This window comes from Dysgonomonas sp. BGC7 (assembly GCF_001261735.1).
Taxonomy (GTDB): Bacteria; Bacteroidota; Bacteroidia; order Bacteroidales; family Dysgonomonadaceae; genus Dysgonomonas.
The window spans coordinates 175,949-200,880 of sequence record NZ_CVRP01000010.1; the positions used below are offsets into that span (position 1 = coordinate 175,949).

Sequence of the window (24,932 nt, forward strand, 5' to 3'; positions counted from 1 at the left end):
AATTCTTTTTTATCGTTTTCCTTGTGTTTTTAGATATGCATGTAGAGTCTTAGGATAGTCTGTTTGCAATAGTTGGAATTTCTTAGCGAGCAAAAGATCTATTCCTGTGTAATTTCCATTAAGCATTTGGGTATCGTATGTAAAGCCATTCTGATCGAGAATGTTGCTTGTAACTATAAATCCTTTATTCCACAACAATGTAGCATAGTCTGTACTCAAAGCCTTAGCAGGTGTTATATATACAAAAGAGATCCTATCTCCTCCTCCGGCAGAAGACAGGTAATCTTCGTCTCCATCGTTTGAATATTGCCCTAGTATATGAATAGTTTTAGAATACCCAAGCATTGTTTCAGCCACATCTTTCTTTGTTCCCACAGTAAACATTACTCTGTCTAACATACCACAGTTACGAACCAGTTCATAAATCTCTTTAGGTGCAACTTTATTGATAAAGTCTAAATTAATAAAAACTTTCCCTCTTGCTTTCATAAATACGTCGTAAAGTGAAGGCACAGAATGAGATGTAACTGTTCCATCATCTAACTTTAATTTCAATTTTTGGATTTCCTCATAAGTCAGATCTTTTACTTTCCCTGTACCATTAGTTGTTCGATCTACAGTTTCGTCGTGCATCAGAATCATTACCCCGTCTTTAGTAGTACGAGGATCTACTTCTACAAAATTTAATACGTCTGTATTCAATATAGATGCTTCAATTGCCGCCATTGAATTTTCCGGAATAGATTTGTCTCCGGTATTTGCTCGATGAGCAATGATCCACACCTTATTTCTATCAAAGTCTTTAATCAGATTAGTCAATCCAATACCTTCAACTATTACTTTCTGAGATAATGAAACTGATTTTCCGTAATTATCTTTCGCTGTTAAAGTCAAAGTATATTCACCAGCAGCAGTGTATTCGTGAGAGCTTTTTATTCCTTGAGTTACAGTTCCATCTCCCCAATTCCATTCTGCCGAAGCTAAAGTACCTGCTACAACCTGAACTTTTGTGTCCAAAATCTCACCTATAGCCGGATGAGTACTCGACATATCAATTTTTGCTTCGAAAACCTCTTGTTTTACTTCTCCTTCTGAATCGCCGGAACAAGCAGAAAACAATATTATTATGTTTAAAAAACAATATATTTTTAATATAGATTTCATATATATAAATTCTTAGTTATAACCATTGTTCTGATACATTCTTTTAGTATCCAGCTTATGCTCATCATACGGAATAGGCAACAGAAAATCTTTTTCCGAAAAGTTTGTGTTTTTTGCCTGCATATAAGTTAATAATTCCGCTTTACTGTATAGCCTTATCAAATCGTACCATCTTTGGCCCTCAAAGGCAAATTCAACTCTACGTTCGTGGCGTATAGCCTCTCTCAGATCAGAGCCGCTATAGTCAGGCAATCCGGCACGGGTACGTACCATATTTAAGTAATTAGCTGCATCTGCTTCTCCCAACTGCATTTTTACTTCGGCTAACATCAGTGCTATGTCTGCATAACGAAGTATAACCCATTTGTTTCCTCCATAGCCGTTTGGATCATCCAGATCGGTATATTTTTTCGTATAGTTTACACCATTAGATGTGCCAACAGATATTGCTTTACGAGGATCGAGAGGAGCAGTGCTGTAGGCATCCATCATGTCACTTGTTGGAATATTGTTTCCTGATCCTGACCTGATAGATGTTAAGCCAGTTTGAGCAGAAGGTTGAAATATATAATTAAAATTAGATGATAGAGCCGAACTTCCACTCTGGTACATGACCTGAAATAATATTTCGGGACAAGTAGCTTGTTTGTCTTTATCAAACACATCTGCATACGCAATATCTTTAAGTGCTATAAAAGGTTTCACAGACCAAGCTGTTTCGAGACACTTTTCAGATAATTTAAGATTGGCTTCTTTTTCACTAGCAAAGTCTTCATCAGCAGCCTTCATCAGATACACTTTTCCAAGTAATCCGTTGGCAGCAGCCTTAGAAGCTCTCCCTACCCCATTCCCAGTCTGTATATCCGGTAACTCACTTTGTTGTACTACAGTGAGGTCTGAAACTATAAGATTATAAACCTGTGCTTTAGGATCTCTTTTTGTATGGTCCCATATTTCGTTTTTTGTACGTAAAGGTTTAGTTACAATAGGAATATCTCCAAACTGAAAAACAAGGTGAGCATAAGTTAAGGCTCTGAGAAAATGCATTTCAGCAATTACTTTGTTTCTATCCAATTCGTTGCGAAAAGAAATTGCATTAGCAGATTCCAACACCTGATTGGTACGGGTTATACATTTATAGAGATCAGCCCAATGGGTTTTCACATAAGAGTTATCCGTCATCAATGTATAATTGGAAAACTGATACAGTACCCCGCTATTTGCTCCTGGATCCTGAAGGGTAGAGTTATCAGATCTTACATCTGTATACAGATACATATTTTTATAGTATCCATCGCCTCGTAAAGCTGCATATGCTCCATTAGCTCCCATTTTCACATCTGCCTCTGTCTCATAAAAAAGATTTGAAGGAATACTATTTGGATCCGATTCGTTAAGAAAATTGGAGCAGCCTGACGAAATCAGCAAACAGGCAGTTAATGCTATATAATAAATTTTGCTTTTCATTTTATTTAGTTTTTATCTGTTTTTAAACTATTTAAAAAGTGATCTTTGCGCCTACACTATAGGTTCTGGATAGTGGATATACACCCCAGTCGAAACCCGGCAGCAAGTTGTCTCCTTTATAGTCTACTTCAGGATTGTAACCTTCGTAGTCAGATACAGTAAAAAGGTTATCTACACTAGCATATATGCGCAATCCTTGTAGCTTTACTTTGCTCAATAGTGATGATTGAAAATTGTAACCCAGTGTCAAATTGGCACATCTGAAATACGAAGCATCTTCTACCATATAAGATGCAAGCCTCATACTCACATTTGTTGTAGAATGCCTTGCTGCCCGAAATACACTACCATTACCCTGATCGGCATCGGAGTGCCAGCGGTTTAAGGCACTAGCCAACTGATTGCCTGATCCTTCCATATTATACAAGTAATATTTTTGGAAATTGATAACCTTTCCTCCATAAGATCCTGTGAATACTGCACTAAGATCGAAACCCTTATAAGCAAAATTCGTGCTGAATCCGTATGTGAAATCAGGAAAAGCATTGCCTAAAACATCTCTGTCGTCATCAGTAATGCGTCCGTCACCGTTTACATCTCTCCATTTTACATCGCCTGCATGAACAGAAGAATAATTGGGTACAGCAGGCCCGATAAGTTGGTAACCCTCAGGAAATTTACCATTAACCAAATTAGATTTGTCTATAAGTATATTTTGATAATCTTGTTCGGAAATAACACCATCGGCAAAATAGCCAAAGAAAGAGCCTATTGGTAATCCTGAACGTGTTGTATGGCTAACTACACTTCGTTCGCTAGTTAAGTATAAATCATTGATTCCACCTAAATTGAGAACTTTATTTTTGTTCACTGATATGTTTGCGCTTACATTCCAGCTAAATTCTCCTGTAAGTATTCTTCCATCGACCTGAAAATCGACACCTCTATTTCTTACACGGGCATCTTTAAGGTTAGTCTTAACTGACTTAGATCCTGATATAGAAGAGATGGGCTGATCGTATAAAAGATCGTAAGATTCACTATTATAGTAGTTACCAATCAAGTTGACACGACCATTTAGGAGTCCTAGATCAAAACCTAGATTGTATTGAGATGTTTTTTCCCAACCGATAGCTTCATCTCTGAATCCACCTTCCCAATAAGCACTTTCCACTGTGTTTCCAAATACATATCCTCCATTAGACATCGAACTGGTATGTTCGTAGTTACCTATATCATTATTTCCACTTAACCCCCAACTTGCACGTAAGCGTAGAGAAATAGATTTAGCTATATGATCTTTAAAGAACTTTTCGTTCGACACAGTCCAGCCCCCCGATACTGAAGGAAACCATCCCCAACGATTTTGTTTGCCGAAACGAGATGAACCATCGGTACGTATTGTTCCTGTAATTACATATTTGTCGTCGAAAGAGTAATTTAGTCTACCGAAATATGACAACATTGTCCATGCAGCCTTTCGGGTAGAGCTGTCGAGGGTAATATCTCCGGGATTAGGCCCATGAGCAGTGATTTCGTGAATACGATCATCCGGAAAACCTATACCGGTAAGATATACACGGTCGTAAGTTTTCTTTTGTGCAGAAGCTCCGGCTAGAGCTTGTATTTTGTGTCTGTCAAAGGTTTCATTATAATTAAGAGTAAATTCACCTAATTGATCTACATCCCGGACTGTTCTGTCTTGTGCTTTTACTCGTGCAGCTATTGCCTCCGAATTCGGCATATCTCCGTCTTGCCCAACTGTACGAGGACGATAGTAGTTATATCTATAGTGGTAATATTGAGTACCTATATTAGCCTTAGCCTGCAAATTTTTAAGAATATTGTAAGATATATTTGCATTAAAGTTCATTCTGTTCGACTTGGAACGAATATCTATCTCATGTGCTAAGGCAACAGGATTTTCAACCATTTGGAAACCATCTGATTTCATTGCTATCTGATTGCCGACAGCATAGCTTCCATCTGCATTATATACAGGAAATTGAGGAAACATCAATAGGGCGCTTTGTACTACCCCATCGTTTATGTAACGTCCTTCGGCTTGTACTTCTCTGTTTTTTATATCATCGAAGGAGAAATTAACACTAATATGAAGCTTTTTAGTTATTTCAGCATCAATGTTTGCCCTAAGATTCATTCGACGGTGATTAGATGGAGCAATAATGCCATCCTGATCGAGATGTCCGAAACTAATACGATATCTGAGATATTCCTGACCTCCACTAATCCCTATATTATGTCTATGCATAGGTGCATTACTAAAAATAGCATCTTGCCAGTCGGTATTATATTGAGAAGTCACAGGTTTTCCTGTAGTGAAATCGAAAAACATGGATGGAATACCTACCTGATTGAAGGCAAAGCCTTTCGATGTACGAGTAGCATTATCGTCAAGCGGATTCCACGATATACCAGCAGCTTCTGCCAGATCACGATAAGAATTATTTCTAGCTTCTATAACAAGGTCACGAAATTGATCAGCATTCAGTAAGTCTAACTTTTTTGATACTTGTTGAACACTGAATTGATAATCATATTCAATATTTGCTTTGCCTGTTTTACCTCTTTTTGTAGTAATAAGCACAACCCCGCTAGCTCCACGCGAACCATAAATGGCTGCCGAAGCGGCATCTTTTAATATATCTATACTTTCCACATCGTTAGGGTTGATATTAACATCTTCTGATGCCGGATATCCATCTATAACATAGAGAGGAGAGGATCCTGCAGAAAGAGAATTTGTTCCTCTGATCTTAATCTTCACACCATCGCCCGGTGCTCCAGATGTCTGGGTTACCTGTACCCCTGCAACTTTTCCTGCTAATGCTTGTCCTAGTGTAGGTGTTGTTAGAGGAAGTTCAGACGCTTTTACGTTAGCCAAAGAGCCGGTAAAATCACTCTTACGCATAGGAGTATAGCCGACTATAACTACTTCATCCATCAGATTTGTATCTTCTACAAGCCTGATATGAAGAGTTTTCTTCCCATCTGCCAATATTTCCTGAGGTCTATAACCAACATAAGTAATTAGCAATGTGCTACCTTCCGGAACATTGTCGAATGAAAAATTTCCATCTACATCGGTGATTGTACCTTTTGACCGGTCTGACTTTAAGATCACGCTAACACCAATAAGGGTTTCCCCTTTTTCATCTTCAATAGTCCCTTTTACATGTACGTTCTTCGTAACAGGAATATGCATTTGCTTCATTTCCTGAACACTTTTACTAACAGTTATTGTTTTATTTTTGATAATAAAATTCAATCCTGTTTGCTTTGATATTTCGTTAAGAACGTTTTGCAGACTTGTTTTAGAATAGCTTATATTTACAGTAGATACATCTTTTATTACAGCTTCATCATAAAAGAATTTGTAGCTAGTTTGATCGGAAATTAACTTTAAAACATCAGCAATGGCTTCATTTTTCACTTTTAAGGTTATACTTTCTGTTTGTTGCTTTTGTGCATATAAGCTGCTACTCGAAAAGCACAATAACATGATAATAATAGATAAAAGGCGAAAGTTCTTTATACCTTTTATCAGTCTAGTTTGAAAACTATTCATAAATTTGTATGTTTTTAATAGTTTGACGATTATTAAAAATAAACTCAGTAATGGCATTACTATCGATTTACCAAAATGAAGAGGTAATACATTACTCAAATTAGGGAGCGTCCGTAAGGAGGCTCCTTCTTGTTAGAATCAGCTTGAAGGTTTATTCATATTTCATGGTTTTAGTTAATAATTATAGTTGACTATTTGTAGAGTATTATTTCATTTGTTTTCTCATCGACCTTCCACTTTATACCCGATGTCTGTCTAATAGATTCCAAAACTTCCTTAAGGCCTTCGTTGTCGTGTTCTCCGGAAATGAGGTTATTGAAGGTCTGTCCGTCTTCAAATATTATTATACAATTATATACGCGTTCTAATTGTTTGGCAACATCTTCAATAGGAGTTTTACTAAAGCGTAGATTGCCTATGCGCCATACGGCAACATTCCTATAGTCGATTTTCTCTTTAGCATAATTATCTGTTTTGGTATTAATTTCTATCTGTTCGCTAGCAGAAAGACGTGACATAGCATCGGGCATATCAACTTGTACTTTTCCGCTTTCCACATTGATAGATTGTATTTCGTCTCCACTATATGCTTTTATATTAAATACAGTTCCCAATACTTTTACTTCAAATTTTTCAGTATTTATGACAAAGGGTTGACTCTCCTTTTTTACCACCTGAAAGTAGGCTTCTCCTTCTAATTTTACTTTTCGCTCCTTATCAGAAAATTTTTCAGGAAAAGAAAGATGAGAGCATGCATTAAGTACTGTAATGGTACCATCCGGTAATGTAATTTCTTTAGTCTCTCCGTAACTTGTAGATATTTGTGTGTAGTGTAAAGTCGAACTTGATATTGTTCCTAAATATTTAGATCCTATAATGCCAATACCAATTATTATAGCCACTGAAGCTGCAATAATACAGTATTTTAAGAGTTTTCTGTCACGTCTTGGTTTATTCATACTTTTTAATAGCTTTTCAGCACGATCTAAATCTGATTTATATTCGAAAGTATTAGACTCGGAGAGGTTTTGTGTTTTATCCCACGCCTTCGACATTTGTTCATTTATTATTTCATCGTTTTCTTTATCCCGAAGTATTTCAAGTGCTTGTTTGGCCTCTTTTTTTGTATAAATGCCATCAATTAAATACTTGATTGTATCTTTTTTATCTTGAGAATTATTTTCCATAAAAACACGATTTTTCCAGTTAAAGACATGACGTTTATTTTCTGTCTTTAAGTATTACACAAAGAATATCATATACAAGGGGGCGATTAACTTACTTTAACTATTCAATTGAGATAAAAGGAAGAAAACAGTATAAACATTATAATGTTTACTCAAATGGTTTTGGATAGATCTCAGAGCATTAGTTATATGTTCATTTACTGTATTGGGAGATAATCCTAAAGCTTTTGCTATTTCCTGATGAGACAAACCTTGTTTTCGGCTGAGTGTGAAAATTTTCTTCTGTCTGTCAGTTAAAGAATTTATGGCTTGCTGCAATATATTATCTAGTTCGTCTGCTGCTATTTGCTCAAATATATCTTCTCCCGAATCTACAGCTTCTGCCAGAATTATATCATCCAGCATTTGTTTTTGGGTATTGTCTCTTATAAAATTCAGAGTGCGGTTGCGGGAAATAGTATATAGATAGGACTGAAATGAGGCATTAGGATCTAAAAATTTACGGTTTTTCCAAATAAGAGTAAATACATCTTGACAAATATCTTCAGCTATATCCGGCGATTTAATAAAAGTAAGGATAAAATGAAATATTCTTCGCCGGTACTTTGCATATAAAGAGCAAAAGGCCTCTTCATTGTCATTGATAAGGTCTATGATTAGTTCATTATCTTCATATATTGGTTTCATGAATACAAATTAGTTGAGCAAAAATATAAATTTAAACTTGTAGCTCATTAATAAATCGAAGAAGTTTTTATTAAACCGTATCTATAAATATATTTACTAACCAAAACCTCTTTTCTATAAAGCGAGAAATGATTATGGATAGAACACCATAATCATTTCTAAATTTCAGATTCGATTATTATTTTATAATAGTTATAACCTTTCGAAATAAAGTAATCTATTTAGAGGTACTTCTACTTCTATCTTCTTTCCTCCTTTATAATTTTTGCCACTATCATCCTGCCACTTTCCTTTAGGTAAGATTACAACTCTTTTACTATCTTTAGTTACTACAGGTGCTACCAGATACTTATCTCCTAGCATAAACTGATCTTTACATTCAGCAAATCCCTGATGGGGAAACATATACTCCATATTTCTTACAATGGGCTCTCCGTTCTGAGACGCATGTTTTGCACATTGTAATATATAGTCTCCAAATTTTTGATGAAGATGAGCCATATCTTTTACAATAGCCAGATTTTCTTTATCTAAAATTCGCCATGGAGCCACAGAAAACTGCATCATGGGCATCAATGCGTGTATCTGAGCTGATCTTACTATCAGTGTTTGATCGAAACTTTTTTCATCTATACCCAGAAATGAAGTGAACTGGCCACCTCCTATCATATCGGGACAAGTATAGGCATAACCTAATAGTCCGGCTGCAATCATTTCGGGAATAAGAGACTGAACAGCCCCCCAAGAATAATCTTTATCTCCTAAACGCTGTACAAGCGATTGACCTCCCATTTTCCAGCCTGCACGATATTCATTGAAAGGAAAATGAAGCCCTACATTCATCCATGCAAGTGTATGATCTACTGATGTTGCACCCTTTTTGTAGCTATCTATATACCGAGGATCGTAAAATATATTATCTCCTGCGTCGAATTTAAATCCATCTATTCCGTATTCTGATTGCATCTGTTTGAGAAGACTAACATAGTAACTGAAAGCTTCCGGATTAGTAAGGTCATAACATGCGCTTTGTCCGTTCCACCAATCAATAATGGCAGGAGAGTCGCTTCCTTTTTTCTTTATAAGATAATTTTTGGAAGACAAAAGGCGATATTCAGGGCTATCTGCACTTACAAAAGGACAAATCCAAAGCATTACTTTAAATCCCATATCATGTAAATCAGATACCATCTTTTTAGGATCTGAGAACTTCTCGGGTTTAAATTCAAAATTTCCATAGTATTTTTGCCAGTTATCATCAATCATTAACACTCCTTTAGGGAAATTATTCTCAACAATACCATGAGCATATTTCATTATGTCATTCTGATTCTGATTATACATGAGCTCTATCCATGTATTATACTGAGGCATAGTGAAAAATAATGGATCGGGTAATTTACCACTCGGTGGAAAATATAGTTTAGATACTGACATGAATGCTTCACGAAGGGTTGAACCTGCTTGCCTCACGTCTAATTGCTCGTATTGAGATTGTAAAAGAAACGATTTTGAGTTTACTTCAAATTTGAATGGCTGATCCGACCATATGTACCTTCCTTTACTGGACAATAGTAGAGGAACTACTTGATTGTTTCCATTCTGAAGCGACAAGTCAAATTCTTTGACAGGCTTCAAATAAGGCATCTGAGAACCAAAAGCTACTACCCCGCCCCACCAATACTCATTATCCTCGAACGGAATTTCGCATTTATAGGTTGATTGAGCTTTTAATCCAAATACAGAGAATAGTAAAACTAAATAAAGAAGTGTTTGTTTCTTCATAGGAATATATTTATAATGAGAACCAGTAGTTGTGATTGTATGAAACATTCGTTTGTCTGCTTGCTATAAAATACGATTTTAACTAAAACCTGACAAAGTTGTACAGTTTTCTCTTATTTTTAGTATTCGTCATTTTTTAATTTATTCAGTGAGTCTGTTCACTGATATATAGATAAATTTAGTATGACTTGCAGCGAAAATTATCCGGCACAAACACTATCTCAACTACCGATTCACTTTAACAATTAACTGTATAAAGATAAGGATTCACCACCTTATACATCTATTTAATATATGATTTTTCTTTGAGTCTTTATTTTCTTAAAATTTCTTCAAGGATTCTCCCGAAAAATCCTCTTTGGAAGATGCTTTTGATACGGTTGCTGAATAAAGTTTATTGTATCCCCGTTCGTTATCCCAAATACCCTCATTTGCCAACTGTATGCTATACTCAGGACGAGAGGCAATCGTTGGTTTCGGATCGGGCAAATTCAAGAATATATCATAATCTCCTGTTGGCATAGATTCGGGTAATGCAAACTTCGATTTGATGGAAACTTTATCTCCGGAAAACCAAAATCGGGGATCATCTTTTAGTTTTATTTTATATTTATTGCTCTTATCATTTTTAGCAACAAATATTATTTCTACATCCCGAGGATTGAAGGGAGCAGCCCAACCTATATTCTGCAACTGTAAATCAATTTCGAACGGATTACCGATTTGTCCTGTTTTAGAAAACACACCTTCGGTAAGAACAAAACGATAACCCAGCCTCTTTTTTATTTCGTCCATACAGTATTCTTGTCCCCATTGACCTATAACCGCCGGATGATAGTCAGTATTAATATAAGACCAGTGATATTTAGCAAGATCTACAACAGCATTATCACATGTAGAATATGTCGACTTAGCACAAGTTTCTCCACCCATAGCAACATATTTAGATTCCCACTCCCAGTATTTCCGATAGTTACGATTCCCTCCAAATGTACCTCTATCGTCGGAATCGGCAAGGAAGCAATCATTGTGAAAAGAAACTCTCGATATATCAGATTCATTATATGCTTTCTGACGAGTGATAGTATCTGTATATGCCAGTCCCATAGTAAATAATTTGGCAGCAGGATATCGTACCGAAACCATTCGTTCTTTAGGTAATGCTTTTAAGAGAGCATCTAATACCTGACGTCTGGGAGCATACTCTTCAATGTTTTGCGACGGCTGATAGTTATAGTTATCAGTATAGTACCATTCGCCCCATACACCTACAAATCCGGCTTCGAGTACGCATATTACATCCGAAAATTCTTCCAGTATTGGTTTTAGTTGTCCAATATGTTGTTCTGTAAGATTCCAAGGAGCATCCCACGGCTTCTGCGACTCGGAATGCGTATACGCAAACCGCAATACAGACTTAGATCCCCCTTCGCGAAGTGCAAGCATATTGGTTCTGATGCGTTGCAAATAATCTGCCGAAATAAGTTTGTCTCTAAAATCCATCATATAGTAAATGGTTAATATAAGGCTTACTCCCTGATCTCTATAGCCTTTTACAAACTGAGCAGTCAATGCGTTAGTGTCGTCTGTCGCATATTGGCGGTGAGTATAAAACCCTCTCTCGGGATTGACGATTACTTTATCTGATTGGGTATATTCGATTTTCTCATATTTTTCTGTTGGTTGTGGTGCCGGCGGATCAATCTCATCTTGTTTGTCGCTTTTGCTACAAGCTGCCAAAAGAAGGGTTGGTATAATGACAAGGAATAATAGGGAAATTTTTCTCATTTTCTATAGATTTTAAGTTTACAGGTTATTTTATATATATAAGTAAAATAAGATATATTCCCGGATATAGTTTGTATTCTTAGAGAGAACCCTTCAACACAAACTATTCCGGGATATTTTAATTGCTCTGAATTTTATTATTGCAGCTTAACCACTAACGATTTGTTTTTGTCTCCTGCTGATGGTACTGTAGGCAGACCACCCGATGTAGACCATGCATCGCCAGGAAGGCCGGAATGTCCTACAGATATCCATACTTCTTTTTTCAGATTTGGAATCATTTCTCTGATAATTTGTCCTTCAAATTCGATAATAGTTCCTTCAACTGTTTTCATCTCCGAAATAGTAAACAACCCTGATCCTTCCGGAACCAGATCCGGTTCTAACCAGCCCCATCCGCCGCCTTTGCTCTCATCGTAACGTGCCAATCTCATATCATACTTGTCGGCATAAAAACCTTGCATCAAATATTCTGCATTCAGTTTATCCCACATCCAGCCGTTATATCCGTTTTCTTCCGCACCATCTATATTAATATACATATCCATAGCATTGGCATTGGCTGCATCCATCTTCACATACATAAATATATAAGTATCGTTGGCACACATCTTTATTTCTTTAAGAGATTTCAGTTCTGTTACTGCTGGATCGAGTGTAGCAACAGCCAGTCTGCTTTCGGGTACTTCAGCCCAGTCTGCAAAGTTTCCATCAATTTTGATTTCTACTTTCACACCCGGATCAGGGCCGGTACCGCCATCAAAGTCTATTGTTTCTTTCTTTGAACTGGTCTTTCCATTTTCACCTGTCACTGTCAACTCTGCAGTATACGTTCCTTTACTCTTGTAAGTATGTGAAGGATTTTGCTCGGTAGATGTTTCTCCGTCTCCAAAATTCCAAAAGTAGCTTTTTACATTCTGCGATTTGTCTGTAAATATAACATTCAGTTCACTTATTGTATAAGAGAAATCGGCAGAAGGAAGATTGAGCGTTATTTTTCTTGGTTCGTCGTCTTCGCAAGCATAGGAAAATAATACTATTGCGATGGCGAACATTAATTTGACTAATAGATTCTTTTTCATAATTGTATATTTTTAAGGATTTTGTGGAATTCCACTTACTGAAATTTCATCTTGAGGTATAAGGTATTGTATTTTATTGTTGGTATATTCTATTGTTTCCCACGGCTGTGCACCGGAGTATCTCCTATCGAGACTTCTCTTGTTGCGATATACATCGAATGCACGATGCCCTTCGAATGATAGTTCGAGGCGACGCTCATCTAAAACAATATCCAACACATTCGTATAACCTAACATATTTGTTTTACTAAAAAGCTCATTTCCTGACAAACCGGCTCTTTTGCGTATAACATTTACATCATCCAATGCTTTATCTGTTTCTCCTTCTTTTGCATAAGCTTCTGCCCTATTCAGTATTACTTCCGCCCAGCGTAGCATAACCGGAGAACTCAACATTGGATCTCCACCCTGATATGAGAATTTAGTTACATAATATTTAGGCCACCCATAACGGTCATACATTTGCAAGGTTACCCTTGCACGATGCTTCTCTCCCTTATAGCTTATATAATTGAGCGGATAGCCGTTAATCATTTCCGTTTCTACATATATTTTAGTTCCTGCATCTGTAAAGAAATATTTATTATTGTCGGTATCGAGTGAAACCTCACGCACATCGTTTTCATAGAAATCATCATCATTGGCTATTGCCCACCTAACGACATGCTTATCTGTGGAAGAGTATTGCGGTTTTACAAATTGATTGCGAACATCTGCGGAATATCGCCCGTACAAATCATTCAATGGGTCTGATGAGTATATTTCGCCCCAGCCTACTCCGTCAGTCAGGTACATCGAGGCAAGAGAAGAAGCCCCTCTGGATTCTCTTTCGGTGTGAGCAACTGCCCATAGTGTTTCAGAAGATTCAAGGGCTCTTGCAAAATAGGTAGGGAATGTCGCTGTAGGTTCTAATTTCGACTCAGGAGTGGCACCGGCCAGCATATCGTTTGCCAGTTTTATTACTTCATCGTTCTTATCCATATACAGATAGACTCTGGTAAGTAAGCCCTGAGCAGCCTCTTTAGAAACATATCCGGCATTACCTCTTCTTGTTCCTTTCTCCATAAGGCGAATTGCATTCTTAAGATCATCTACAATCTGATCATATACCACGCCTACAGTAGAACGCTGTGTAGTGCTTACATTTGCACTTGTGCGAAGTATTATTCCCATATTGTCTCTGCCCAATACATAAGGTTTAGACCATAGAGTAGAGAGTTGAAAATGAACCAATGCTCTTAAGAAATAGTTTTCTCCTTTTATATGATCTATTTCTGCATCAACCCCATCATTTACAGTTTCTATTACAGAATTTGCCCCGTTTATAATTTTATATCCACACCACCACAGGTATGTTATATTACGAAGTTCTGCACTTCTTTTATATGTTAGAGCCTCATATAGCGGATCGCTCGTACGACCTGCAAGACAAACATTATCTCCTATAAATTCTGCCATCTGAAAATAGTGGCGAACATAAGTGCTGCCTGAATATGAAACTCCTCTGTACTCTAATTGCTCTTTAAACATGGCATAGTTACCATTTGTAGCATAAAGTGCTCCAGAAGGATCTTTCTCAAGACCTTCCGATGTTATTTTATCGTTTGGAAAATAGTCTAAATCACAAGATGTGAGTATAAACAGCCCTGCGAATACTATTGTAAAAAATATCTTTTTCATAGTTTCTCTCTTTTTTTAAAATCGAATATCAATACCAATTAAGAATTGTCTGCTGATAGGATAGCTGTAATTATATACTCCCGCCAAAGACCATGTAGTACTCTTGAGGCTTACTTCAGGATCCATTCCTGAAAAGTTGGTGAAAGTAAACAGATTATCTCCTGATACGTAAACCTTACAGGCTTTCATCTTTACCACATCCAGCCATCTTTGAGGAAGGTCGTATGAAAGAGTAATGTTTCTTATGCGTAAGAAACTGCCGTCTTCGAGATAACGGGACGATGTCTTGTTAGAATTCTTATTACCGTTCATTGCTAATTTGGGATGAGTAGCTATATCTCCCGGTTCAGTCCAACGATTCCAGCCGCTTTTCAATTTCATCATATTATATCCCAAATACGCTCCGTCAGAATCATATTGCTCGCGGGATGTATTATAAATATCACTTCCATAAACAAAATTTGCTGTCATATGTAGTCCCACTCCTTTATATTTCAATGTATTGGTAAAACCTCCGCTAAATTTAGGAGTAGCTTTACCCACTACCTGCAAATCTGCTTGTGCATAATCACTAGTAGCCTCTTTTCCTATTACGTTCCCATTTGCATCCTTAATTAGCTTTTCCCACAAAGGATCTCCGTTTTCGTAATCTACTCCGAGCCATTTAGGCATGTACCAACTATATATATCCTGTCCTTCTTTTACTTGTTGATAAATGCTACTGCTACCCGACACTTGTATAAAAGGATTATGATCGGGAAGTGATACTACTTTGTTTTTATTAAATCCTATATTGAAGGTTGTATTCCAAAGAAAGTCTTTAGTTTTGATATTATCCGAACTTATTTGAACCTCTAGTCCCTGATTGCGAACACTACCTGCATTTTCTGTTCTGTCAAAGAAACCTGTACTAGGCGATTTAGGCACAGCCAATAGAAGGTCTTTGTTTTCTATATTATATAAGTCAAAATTTAGATGGAAACGATTCAGAAAACTAATATCGAAACCTAAACCTGTCATATGCGCACTTTCCCATGTTAACTGAGGGTTTGCTAATCTCTCAGGATATGCTCCCACTAGATTTTGATAAGATGAGTTCAGGTCATAAGTAGCCAGCGATCGAAAAGATCCTATACTTGAATTACCTGTTACCCCATAGCTGGCTCTCAGTTTCAGAAAAGAGATATACTTCAAATTCTTCAAGAACTCTTCATTAGAAATGAGCCATGAACCGGCTACAGAAGGGAAATAACCTGTACGGTTTTCTTTACCAAATGTAGATGAAGCATCGGCTCTAATAGAAGCTGTCAGGAAATATCTATCCAGAAAATTATATTGAGCCTGAGAGAAAAGAGACCATCCTCCTCCATCATACGAATAACCATCTATTTTATGTGGAGTGGCTGCCCCCAAGGCATCTATACCATTAGGCATACCTGTACCCGATGTACTTGTATATTCATTGTTGTGCGTTCCGTATTCCCAACCTATAAGTCCGCTCAAGCTATGTTTGCCAAATGTATGATTCGCTTTCAAGAGGTTAGATGTATTCCACGAAGCTGACTCACCTATATTTTGCAGTAGATATCCGTTAGAGAATTCAGGATCGTATGTTCTGGGATCGACATATCTGGTATACTTATATCCTCCGGTCGAAAAACGATTGGAAGTGGTAAACATTAACCAGTCCAAGATGTTCCAGTTGATCTGAAAATCAGCAACTAATTCTTTCGACTTATTTTTCGCATAATTATACTCTTCGCTGTGTAAGAAATTGCGTTTGTCCTGTGTATACCATTTCTCTCCATTATCGGGGCGGATATCACTATCTATTTTGATAATATTCCCCTCTGCATCGTATGGTATATCCCAAGGTATGTTACTATATCCACCTTCGGAAGTCATGTAGCTAGAGGCTTCTCTGTTTTTAGACTGAGAATAATTAACACGGATACTCATATCCACATTACTAGCCAGCTTTGTATTCAGATTCAATCGGGAAGATATCTTATCGAAGTTGGTATTTATAAGAGTACCGTCTTCTTTGTAATAATCGACGCTCGCAAAATAGTTCATCTTGTCGGAGCTACCGGATGCAGAAATATAATAATTCTGTAAATATCCTGTATCGAAAGCAGCATCTAGCCAATCGAAATTACGACTGCGCAATACTTCGGGGCGTTGAAGCGGAAATAATGTGGGGCTGAATATCTGCTTGTGCGTATCGTAGAGTTCAGCTCCTGACATCATTTTGTAATTACCTTGTAAAGCTTTTTTCTGACCATAAGTGGCTTTCAGATTTATCTGTGTCGGTTGGTTTCGGGCAGCCTGCTTTGTAGTAACAATAATAACACCTCCTGCGGCAGCAGATCCATACAGTGCAGTAGCTCCGGCATCTTTGAGTACAGTTATGGTTTCAACATCATTCGGGTTGAACGAGCCGTAAGGAATACCATCTACAACATATAAAGGATCGGCCTGAGCAGTGATAGAACCTGTACCTCTAATGCGAATTTCAGCAGCAGCTCCGGGCTGCCCCGATGCATTAGAAATCATAACTCCGGCCGCTTTTCCTTGTAGCATATTCCCTATATCGGATGTAGTAACATCGTTAAGTTCATCTGCTTTTAGTGTCACCAAAGAACTTGACAACTCAGATTTCTTCTGACTGGAATATCCCATGACAACAACTTCTTCGAAAGTGTTCTCTTGGCCAATAAGTTCAATATTGATATTAGTACGATTTCTGACTGATTCTTCTTTAGGATTGTACCCTATATAAGAGAATGTCAGCACATCGTCAGGTTTTACTACGATAGAGTATTTTCCGTCAATGTCGGTTATTACACCTTGTGTAGCACCTTTGACTTTAATACTTACGCCGATTAGCGGCTCCTTGTCTTCGCTCGAGGTCACAGTGCCCTGTACCTGAATGCTCTGGGCATAGACTACAGAAGTAGTTACTAATGCCAAACAGAGAAAAATGAGTCTAATGTAATTCATAAGTAAGATAGATTTTTATTTATAATCAGTTATTTATCAGTAAACCTCTATTAGATAACTTCCTTCGAACGAAGGAGTTATTACAGGATTACTCCCATCCAGTGTATATGTTTTCATGTCATCGCCTGTATATTCGCATACTGTATATTTTTTGTTTTCCAAGCCTTTCAGAGTGATAGAACCACCATTCCATTTGTCAGCATAAAAGGCATAATAAAGTCTGTTATCTTTGCGTACTACATGCGTTTCGGGTTTATCGAAAGCCAGATCGTATAGATTTAAATATTCTCCTTTCGACAACATTTTTTCGTTGTAAATACCAACCCATTTTTTATACAATTTTTCTTTTTCGGGTGTCAGTAGGTACGATGTTTTTACATTTGGGTTATCTTTCGGATATGTGAATTTTGATCCTACAACAGCTCCAATACCTATTTGTGTAGGAAAATCATTTCCGTTATCACTCAATTCCACATGATCAGCATAGTATGCTATTTTGTCGAATATGGCTTTGTAGACTTTTCCTTTCAGTCTTATTTGCCAACTAGACAATGGGTCTGACGACACAGCTTGATTCATATATGGCATATTGAAAAAATTCATAGCGTCGCCGCAAGGACAGTTTTGAACTACAGCATTGGGCTTGTATTTACGTGCTGTTTCAAAGATATTCTGATAGAAGCTAGGCAATAACTCTATGGCCTGTTCAGGATATTCAAGCTTACTTGCCGGATTATAGTCGGGAGGACAACAATTAAGGTGATGTCCGTCCAATTTGAGTCCATCGAAGTCCCATGTATCAATAAACCGTTTTACAAGATCGGATGTATATTCTGCTGTAACAGGATTTACCGGAGATAGATAGTAGCTGTCCCACCATGTAATATACTGAGGTGTACCATCTTTTGTCAGCAACTGCATTTCAGGTTTCTGTTTTAATATATTAGATTCAGGATCAGCTGCCAGCGGTGCCCACCAGAGTTTTGCTTTTAGTCCGTGCTGGTGTATAACATCGGCTATGTGTCGCATATCTTTATCTCCACCGGGGAATCGGCTATTAGTTTCCCAATCGCCTTCACATATCTGAAAACCATCGTCAACATCAACCCACTTAAAACCAATTTCTTTCACTTTTGGAAGAGTACCCAATATTTCATTTATTGTAAATGAGCGTTCATATCCCCATGCACACCAAACGGCTTCGAAGGCTTCATCTTCCGGCTCGGCAAACTTTATGCCCTGCGATTGCATATATTTCGAAAACTGTTTCAACGGATCGAAGAAGTCGCCCTTATGAACACTTATAAAAGAACTATAGGTCTGGAGGGTATCATTTTGCTTGAGAGTAACAGGATATTCATATTCGTAGTTAATACCTGTAGTAGCAAATTTTTCATATTTACCCATACTAACAGGTAGGCTAACCAATTTCAATGTTTTTTCAGTGAGACCTATTGCAAAACCTCCATCGCTTCTCCACAAGTCAGAAACCGGTATGCCCCCTCCATAATCGGAGTTGTTCATACCCATATAGTTTTTTTGATAGAATCCTTTGCCAACAGGCAATATCCAGTCTTTGCGTGCATTTGTCGAACTTGTTTGCAAAGACCATATTGTATCCGATGATATGGGGCTATCCATACGTAATTCATGGCTAACCCACGATGTAATTGTAGGTTCTTTAGTCCCTTTGTTTATATACTTGATATCGAATAATAACATTCCTTTGAGTGTGTCGCAAGCTGAAATTGTCATTACTTTCTCTATAACATATCCATCGTTACTGTAAATCCCTGATAATTTATACTCTATAGTATTTCCATTTTTGTGCTGAGAAGTATTAGACAGTCTAAAATCTTTAGCAGTAAACTCCCTTGCAACCAAATAATCGGCAGGAACAAATGTATTGTGATATATCTCTGTATTTTCGTTCAGAGATGCCAGTTTAATGTGCATCTTATGATCTACCATAAGAGAAATATCACCATTCTCTATTGTAACAGAATTGCTACAGGAAGAGAAGAGTATTAGTACTAATCCTAATAATACATACTGAATGTCTTTCATCATTTATAGATTTTTTTAGCGGTTTCATAATATATTTTCTTTAGCACTTCATCCGGCAGGTCAAACCCGCTATAGCTCCAATGGTAACCAAAGCCGGGCACATAGAAATGCTCATCGTCTGTTTCCATAAACCTGAAGGTGGTGTGGTACATATCGCTCGAAAAGCCGTTGTCTGTACCATAAAGAATGCGGTCAGCATACTTTGTCAGGAATCTTTTCATATAGCGGGGAATACTTCCCGATTCTCCAAATCTTGCGGAAATGTCTGCATATAGATTAGGATGCTCATCAAATAACTTAGATAGAATGCTCAGATCGTGGTTGCAATTGAGCAGGTGACAGGCTATGAAAGTGGTACGCGGATGATTTCTCACTGCATTCGAAAAATCATCTATCAGTTCATCAAAACTCTGTATTGCATCTGCGGAGAGATCAATACCCCACGTAGCTGCATTTATCAAACCATCATTTATTGTATCATTTGACAGATACATCCAATAAGGCTCTGCAACATGTATGTTCAATGGCATATTCAGTTCTGCACACTTTTCATATATGGGAGTCATTAGAGGGTTATCCAGATGCAGACCTTCTGCCCTATTATTCTGAAAAGCAATATAAACTCCCTGTCCTTTGTCGGTTATTTCCCCTACCCCTTTAGCTCCTGCTTTGTGGCAACGTTCGAGCTCAGATAAGACTGTCTTTGTAAAGGATGGCTTACCATAGTCGGAAAGATCTAAACCACACCACAATTCGAATCTAGAATCATACTTAGAATATACAGAGACTAGAGAATCGAAACTATGCCCGGTATATCCAGATAGTAGTATTGTTCTTTCAATTCCGGCAGCATCCATATTCTTCACCCATTCCTCCACTTCTGAAATAGATGTGGGGTATATGTGAGAATGCATATCTACTACAGGATATTTTGCCTTTTCTATATTAGATACAGGTATATTATATATAGAAACAGGGGCATGATCTTTTAACTTAATTTGGGTTGATCTTTGGGCATATACTGAAAGAGAGAATAGCAATAGGTTTAGTAATATAAATGTGTTCTTCATTTGCTATATTTTACGAATTAAAAAATTTCTACATAAATACGTTAGCTATTTTAGGTTGAATGATACGGAAAACTCAGTTTGTTTATGCCTGAACTATATTATACTTGTTGCGAAGAAGATCTATAACAGAATTCGTTGCTTTAGGAAATACCTTTCTCAGATCTATTTCATCTGTTGTCATAAGCGTTTCCTTCAGATTCTTCATAAAAGTATCTTTGATCTCTGTTGCCAAATTCACCTTCGATATTCCGTTTCTGATGGCATCTTTAATCATATCGTCGGGGATGCCCGAACTGCCATGCAACACTAATATTGCATCTGTAGCATTGTGTATTTCAGATAATCTTTTTATATCGAGCTTGGGGGTTGCTTTATAGAAACCATGAGCAGAACCTATTGCTATAGCTAAAGCGTCTACTCCAGTTTGATGTACAAAGCTTACGGCATCTTCTACAGTTGTATAATTGTATTCCTGTTGTTGTCCGAGTTTTGCTATATAGCCCAATTCTGCTTCTACGTTGGCATTGTAGGCTTTTGCCATCTCTACCACTTGTGCTGTTATCTCTACATTTTCCTGAAATGGTTTTTCGCTGGCATCTATCATTACAGAATCGAATCCACTGTCGAGACATTTGTGTACCAAATCAACAGACTGACCATGATCTAAATGAATCCAACCTGTAAGTCCATAATCTTTTAATCCCTGACGAGCCATAGATACAGCTACATCGAGTCCGATGTAGTCTATAGAGCTTTGTGTCAATTGTAAAATAATAGGAACGTTCTCTTCTGCAGCAGCTTTAAATATCGCCAAAAGAGTTTCTAAGTTATAGAAATTGGTCGCCAGAAGCGCCGTATGTGAATGTTGACAGTTTTTTAACTGTTCTTTGATATTCAAAGCCATGAGATATCCTGATTAAATTTTTCTTTTGCTGTTTTCTTTATTTTTTCTTTAGAACAGAAAGCTCCTGTACCTCCCGATGCTGTAGTATTTAATGCTCCTGTAAGATTTCCAAACTGCTGGCATTCTATATTATTAAGTCCCTTAACAAACTGATATATGAATCCCGAGTTGAAGCTATCTCCTGCCCCAATAGCGTCTACTACCTCTTTGTTCAATAATGCAGTTTGCTCATTTGTTTCTCCATTTTGAGAGATTAACAAAGAGCCTTTACTTCCACGCTTGATAATACATGTATTTATAAAAGGCTTGACTTTTTCAATGGCTTCTTCCAGTGAAGCTGATCGGGTGAGTAGCTTTAATTCTTTTTCGTTAGGCAGGAAAGCCGAAACCAATGGTAATATCTGTTTATAGTCAAAATCCCATTCTTCGAGAGGGTCCCATTGAGTATCTAATGATGTAGTTACATTTTTCAACTTTGCAAATTCCAATATTTCTATCAGATCCCGTTTTATTCCGGATTGCATAAAGATGGACGAAATATGAATATGTTTTGTCTTATCAAAGATTGATTTGTCTATATCGGAGAAAGACATAATATCCATTGTACCCTGATAGGTTACATTTGCTCTGTCTTCGTTATAGTTTAAGACTATTGTTGCACCAGACGGAGCAGTCGAATGCTGTATAAGCATGCTAGTATCTACCCCCTTCTCGGTCAGGCTATTTGTAATTAATTGTCCAAAACTGTCTTTTCCTATCATCCCAACAAAGCCTGTTTTGGCACCTAAAGCTGCAATATTTGCGGCAAAAATTGCAGTAGAACTACCTAATGTGAGTATCATATCTTTGGCAAATTTTTCTTTACCAACTTCGGGTTCTCCGTTGATACGATTCATTATTACATCTACATTCAATTCGCCAATGGCAACTACATCATAAATTTTCATGAAATATAATCGTTTAAGTTAACTAGATTAAATGCATAGAAATACTTGTCCATATCATGCTCTATACGCCCGAGGACGACTTCTTCGGCATTGATACCGGACTTATTCAAATTTTCATATAATCTATATCTGGCAGCTAATGCCTGAGGATGCTGCCAGATATAGCGACAACCAGTTTGAATCAACCAATTCTGCCTATCCTCGGATAGTTCTTCGAATTTTTTACCTTTTTCATCATTTTGTAACCACTTGATCCACCGGTTAGAATCTAATACCAATTGCCATAATGTATTTTTCATATTTGACAGCAAAGCGACTTTTCCTTCTGCTTGTAGCTGCTTTTCTATCTTTTCAAGTTCAATAAGCGCATTATATTCGCTTATAGTAAATTCGGGCCCTACGTTAGCAGCCCCCATTCCTGTGCGTGGATAGTCTTCAGGATTAGTTACACCATCGGTATAATGTCCTTTTATATAACTTCCGAATGTTTTTACTTTTTCTGTCAGTTTTTTTGCAACATCCTTGTCAAAAAGAGTTGTATGTAAATCTGTTCCTACCTTACCTACTATAAAACAAGGCCATACATCTGCCATGCCCTCTTTTGTCAAACCTTCTTTGAGCAGGGAAATAAATAAATCGAACGTATCATCGTCTGCCAAGCCACCGTGCACTTCTTCTGTTCCTACTTCATACGATATAGGAGGCAGATTGTGATTTCTTCTAAAATCTTCCACATATTTTATAAGCTCTACAGTACGTTTAGCAACTATCTTTATATCAATAATTTCTCCATCAGCAACGAATATATCTACAGTAGGATCTACATGTAAAAGGTCATAGCCGGCTGCAATAGAATCTACGAGGGATTTTTTCACGCCGTTCATCGCTTTTTCTGTATCCCATTTTTCTATAGATTGTACATCTTTGAGCCAAGGGCCTCCATGATCTACAGCAACAATGTAGGGCCCCGTATAATTTACCGATGCAGCTTCTATCTGAAGCATTTTAGTAAATTCGTACTGAGTTAATCCCGTATAACCACCATCTCCATCTACCTGATTTAATGTTGCTGCAAACTTGATTGGGGCATTATTTCTTTTGGCAGCTCTAAATGCAGCTTTTATTACTGATAATGAGTTTGGGCATACTGCTAACAATGTGCGCTTTACACCTGTTTTAGATTCAGATTCTTTTATTATTTGTAATATTTTTTCAGTCTTAGCTTTTGTTACAATGTCTTTACTTGCCATTATTTTTTCAATTTAATAATTATATACTATCCAGTACTATTTTTATTTACTTTTTATAATCATATATTTCCACTCCCTCTACAATACGAGCAATATTTCCTGATACAGATGGAGAATCAGGATTGAATTTTAGATCCAAAGATTTGAAAAATGCTAATAATTGCCCGACTAAAACATGAAGGATGAAACTGTATTCATTATGTTCGCAGGTTATAATTTCCAAATCAAATTTCACAGAAGATATGTCTACGTTTTTGGGTGACACTACTATCTGACCGACAACTTTATTGTTTGTATTGATTTGTTTTACAAGGTCTTTTTCATAAGCAGAAATATATTCATCATCCGAAAGCAAATAGATAAGTAAGGTTTCTTCATTTATAGCAGCCTTAGGCCCATGACGGAATCCTAGAAAAGAATCGTATTTGCAGATAACTTTGCCGTCAGTCATTTCTTGTAGCTTCAAATGACATTCTTGCGCTATTCCTTTGAGCTCTCCCGATCCGAGAAAAATAGCTCTTGTAAAAGATCGTTTACTAATTTCTTCTATCTTACTAAAATACTGGTCTAGAATATTTCGGGCACTTTTACATAACTCATCAATACTCGGCCTCTTTTGTTCAATATTATTAATATCAATTAGCAACAAGCCGGCTAACAGCATAGTAGAAAAACTACTTGTCATAGCCAAACTCTTATCATTAGTTTCAGGAGGCAGTAATAGCAGTAAATCTTCAGATGATATGCCGGACGCTAATACGCCATCTTTGTTACAAGTAATAATTATATGTACTACTTCTTTGCATATTTTATTAGCCAACTTTACTGTAGCAATACTTTCGGGACTATTCCCTGAGCGGGCAAAAGATATTAGGACAACTTTCTTATCTACAGGAAGGAATGCTTTAGGATGTGTTATTATATCGGTTGTTGATATAGATTTACAATTTGTGTAACCCTTTTGCGCATATAAGATCGAAAGTATATCTCCTATATATGCCGATGTTCCGGCACCGGACAATATTATTTCGAAACTATCGGATCCGAAATGTTTTGAAACAAATTTACCTATTGCTTCTTTATGCTGTAATAAAAGATCATACTCCTTCTTCCAAACTAAAGGTTGTTGGAATATTTCGCGATATGTATCTGTATTATACATATTCAATTCATTATTTGACATATTAGTTATATTTATTTTTTGATATTTGCACATGATCATTTGCAACTCTCGAGGTGATCTTTTACAAAAGTATACCATT

Annotated in this window: 16 protein-coding genes; all 16 read right to left on the reverse strand. The window is 37.0% G+C overall.

Translation table 11 applies throughout. The features are described 5' to 3' along the window. Window positions 1-9 precede the first annotated feature (9 nt). The 16 genes from BGC7_RS10650 to BGC7_RS10725 all read right to left on the reverse strand — a co-directional run bounded on the left by BGC7_RS10650 (window position 10) and on the right by BGC7_RS10725 (window position 24,853). Entirely contained in the window at window positions 10-1,164 is a 1,155-nt protein-coding gene (locus tag BGC7_RS10650) for a glycerophosphodiester phosphodiesterase family protein (protein ID WP_050701578.1), read from the reverse strand. A 12-nt stretch (window positions 1,165-1,176) separates the two neighbouring features. Then, window positions 1,177-2,631 carry a RagB/SusD family nutrient uptake outer membrane protein gene (locus BGC7_RS10655; RefSeq protein ID WP_050701579.1) on the reverse strand — a complete coding sequence of 485 codons (1,455 nt, stop codon included), beginning with the start codon at window positions 2,629-2,631 and terminating at the stop codon, window positions 1,177-1,179. Between the two features lie 31 nt (window positions 2,632-2,662). After that, entirely contained in the window at window positions 2,663-6,220 is a 3,558-nt protein-coding gene (locus BGC7_RS10660; protein WP_082206649.1) for a TonB-dependent receptor, read from the reverse strand. 191 nt (window positions 6,221-6,411) lie between these two features. Further along, window positions 6,412-7,407 carry a FecR family protein gene (locus BGC7_RS10665; RefSeq protein WP_050701580.1) on the reverse strand — a complete coding sequence of 332 codons (996 nt, stop codon included), beginning with the start codon at window positions 7,405-7,407 and terminating at the stop codon, window positions 6,412-6,414. A 96-nt stretch (window positions 7,408-7,503) separates the two neighbouring features. Beyond that, entirely contained in the window at window positions 7,504-8,094 is a 591-nt protein-coding gene (locus BGC7_RS10670) for an RNA polymerase sigma-70 factor (RefSeq protein WP_050701581.1), read from the reverse strand. Window positions 8,095-8,286: 192 nt separating this feature from the next. Then, window positions 8,287-9,879: a glycoside hydrolase family 31 protein gene (locus BGC7_RS10675; protein ID WP_050701775.1), complete on the reverse strand. Its 1,593-nt coding sequence runs from the start codon at window positions 9,877-9,879 to the stop codon at window positions 8,287-8,289. A gap of 321 nt (window positions 9,880-10,200) precedes the next feature. After that, complete coding sequence (locus tag BGC7_RS10680) at window positions 10,201-11,667, reverse strand: DUF4832 domain-containing protein (protein ID WP_050701582.1); 1,467 nt, start codon at window positions 11,665-11,667, stop codon at window positions 10,201-10,203. Between the two features lie 137 nt (window positions 11,668-11,804). Continuing rightward, window positions 11,805-12,749: a PKD domain-containing protein gene (locus BGC7_RS18260; protein ID WP_082206651.1), complete on the reverse strand. Its 945-nt coding sequence runs from the start codon at window positions 12,747-12,749 to the stop codon at window positions 11,805-11,807. A 12-nt stretch (window positions 12,750-12,761) separates the two neighbouring features. Then, window positions 12,762-14,429 (reverse strand): RagB/SusD family nutrient uptake outer membrane protein, encoded by a 1,668-nt coding sequence (locus BGC7_RS10690; RefSeq protein WP_050701584.1) that lies wholly within the window; start codon window positions 14,427-14,429, stop codon window positions 12,762-12,764. 15 nt (window positions 14,430-14,444) lie between these two features. Continuing rightward, window positions 14,445-17,432: a SusC/RagA family TonB-linked outer membrane protein gene (locus BGC7_RS10695; RefSeq protein WP_082206653.1), complete on the reverse strand. Its 2,988-nt coding sequence runs from the start codon at window positions 17,430-17,432 to the stop codon at window positions 14,445-14,447. A 36-nt stretch (window positions 17,433-17,468) separates the two neighbouring features. Beyond that, complete coding sequence (locus tag BGC7_RS10700; protein WP_050701586.1) at window positions 17,469-19,502, reverse strand: glycoside hydrolase family 36 protein; 2,034 nt, start codon at window positions 19,500-19,502, stop codon at window positions 17,469-17,471. Beyond that, a complete protein-coding gene (locus BGC7_RS10705) occupies window positions 19,499-20,569 on the reverse strand; it encodes an amidohydrolase family protein (protein ID WP_050701587.1) in 1,071 nt (356 codons plus the stop codon). The genes BGC7_RS10700 and BGC7_RS10705 overlap by 4 nt, the downstream gene beginning before the upstream one ends. A gap of 82 nt (window positions 20,570-20,651) precedes the next feature. Beyond that, entirely contained in the window at window positions 20,652-21,473 is an 822-nt protein-coding gene (locus tag BGC7_RS10710; protein ID WP_242034374.1) for a class II fructose-bisphosphate aldolase, read from the reverse strand. After that, the gene (locus BGC7_RS10715) at window positions 21,464-22,420 is read right to left on the reverse strand and encodes a carbohydrate kinase family protein (RefSeq protein WP_050701588.1); all 957 of its coding nucleotides are present in this window, start codon (window positions 22,418-22,420) and stop codon (window positions 21,464-21,466) included. Before BGC7_RS10715 ends, BGC7_RS10710 begins: the two co-directional genes overlap by 10 nt. Next, a complete protein-coding gene (locus BGC7_RS10720; protein ID WP_050701589.1) occupies window positions 22,417-23,670 on the reverse strand; it encodes a class II D-tagatose-bisphosphate aldolase non-catalytic subunit in 1,254 nt (417 codons plus the stop codon). Before BGC7_RS10720 ends, BGC7_RS10715 begins: the two co-directional genes overlap by 4 nt. A gap of 46 nt (window positions 23,671-23,716) precedes the next feature. Further along, on the reverse strand, window positions 23,717-24,853 hold the full coding sequence (locus tag BGC7_RS10725; protein WP_050701777.1) for an SIS domain-containing protein: 1,137 nt from the start codon (window positions 24,851-24,853) through the stop codon (window positions 23,717-23,719). Window positions 24,854-24,932 lie beyond the last annotated feature (79 nt).

Excerpts from the sequence above, each read along its gene's own strand:
- BGC7_RS10690 (WP_050701584.1), bottom strand. The coding sequence starts at position 14,429 with ATGAAAAAGATATTTTTTACAATAGTATTCGCAGGGCTGTTTATACTC.
- BGC7_RS10695 (WP_082206653.1), bottom strand. The coding sequence starts at position 17,432 with ATGAATTACATTAGACTCATTTTTCTCTGTTTGGCATTAGTAACTACT.
- BGC7_RS10665 (WP_050701580.1), bottom strand. The coding sequence starts at position 7,407 with ATGGAAAATAATTCTCAAGATAAAAAAGATACAATCAAGTATTTAATT.
- BGC7_RS10710 (WP_242034374.1), bottom strand. The coding sequence starts at position 21,473 with ATGGCTTTGAATATCAAAGAACAGTTAAAAAACTGTCAACATTCACAT.
- BGC7_RS10700 (WP_050701586.1), bottom strand. The coding sequence starts at position 19,502 with ATGATGAAAGACATTCAGTATGTATTATTAGGATTAGTACTAATACTC.
- BGC7_RS10720 (WP_050701589.1), bottom strand. The coding sequence starts at position 23,670 with ATGGCAAGTAAAGACATTGTAACAAAAGCTAAGACTGAAAAAATATTA.
- BGC7_RS10715 (WP_050701588.1), bottom strand. The coding sequence starts at position 22,420 with ATGAAAATTTATGATGTAGTTGCCATTGGCGAATTGAATGTAGATGTA.
- BGC7_RS10650 (WP_050701578.1), bottom strand. The coding sequence starts at position 1,164 with ATGAAATCTATATTAAAAATATATTGTTTTTTAAACATAATAATATTG.
- BGC7_RS10725 (WP_050701777.1), bottom strand. The coding sequence starts at position 24,853 with ATGTCAAATAATGAATTGAATATGTATAATACAGATACATATCGCGAA.
- BGC7_RS10680 (WP_050701582.1), bottom strand. The coding sequence starts at position 11,667 with ATGAGAAAAATTTCCCTATTATTCCTTGTCATTATACCAACCCTTCTT.
- BGC7_RS10670 (WP_050701581.1), bottom strand. The coding sequence starts at position 8,094 with ATGAAACCAATATATGAAGATAATGAACTAATCATAGACCTTATCAAT.
- BGC7_RS10660 (WP_082206649.1), bottom strand. The coding sequence starts at position 6,220 with ATGAATAGTTTTCAAACTAGACTGATAAAAGGTATAAAGAACTTTCGC.
- BGC7_RS10705 (WP_050701587.1), bottom strand. The coding sequence starts at position 20,569 with ATGAAGAACACATTTATATTACTAAACCTATTGCTATTCTCTCTTTCA.
- BGC7_RS10655 (WP_050701579.1), bottom strand. The coding sequence starts at position 2,631 with ATGAAAAGCAAAATTTATTATATAGCATTAACTGCCTGTTTGCTGATT.
- BGC7_RS18260 (WP_082206651.1), bottom strand. The coding sequence starts at position 12,749 with ATGAAAAAGAATCTATTAGTCAAATTAATGTTCGCCATCGCAATAGTA.
- BGC7_RS10675 (WP_050701775.1), bottom strand. The coding sequence starts at position 9,879 with ATGAAGAAACAAACACTTCTTTATTTAGTTTTACTATTCTCTGTATTT.